Here is an 800-nt window from a genome sequence, read left to right as displayed (position 1 = left end):
TCGCTGTTTCCAACGCTCACAAGCGTGAACATATCAACGTCTTTGGCATCTAACTTATCTAGGGTGGTAATGGTGATGGACTCGTCTTCACGGGTTAATTGGCGCCCCAACAAAACGGGCGTCGAAGCCGGTCGGTACTGGAGCAAAACGTCTCGCGCATGGTTCAACTGCCAATCACGCTTTTTAGATACGGGGTTATAGAACGAGATAACAAAGTCACCTTGGCCAGCGCTATGAATACGCTTTTCGATCGTCTCCCAAGGCGTTAGCAAATCAGATAACGATACGGTACAAAAATCATGACCGAGCATGGCGCCGACACGGCTTGCGCCCGCTTGCATGGCAGAGATTCCAGGGACAACGTCTATCTCAACATCTAGCCATTCTGGATGATCTAAGGCCTCGCCTTGCGCTTGCTTTAAGAGTTGTTGATCCAACAATTCAAACACCAACGTTGCCATCGCATAAATGCCGATGTCGCCACTCGAAACCAAGGCGGTTGTTTTACCGCTAGCCGCGAGATCTAAGGCGAGTTTAGCTCGCCCGATCTCTTCCCCCAAAGGTAACTCGTGATGTGTTTTTCCATCACACACATCACCTAACAAGTCGAGATACAAACCGTACGCGACCAAATCTGAACTGGCTCCAATGGCGCTAAGCGCTTTCGGCGCCACAAGAGATCTATCACCAGGACCGGTGCCCACTACAAATAACTGACTCATGCTAATTTTGTTTCCTGCTCTTAATTCAAATGAACTATTTTTCCAATACGACCTAAGCACTATTACTTATCTGACGCT

General features: G+C 48.5%; 1 protein-coding gene. It reads right to left on the bottom strand.

Features of this window, described 5'->3' with window-relative positions:
• On the bottom strand, positions 1 to 722 hold a 722-nt coding region (gene cobJ, locus A3757_RS24850), incomplete at its 3' end, for a precorrin-3B C(17)-methyltransferase (protein WP_068740496.1).
• Positions 723 to 800 lie beyond the last annotated feature (78 nt).

Source organism: Oleiphilus sp. HI0117 (assembly GCF_001635235.1).
The sequence above is the reverse complement of the archived record's forward strand: the minus strand, read 5'-3'. Positions and strand labels throughout refer to the sequence as shown.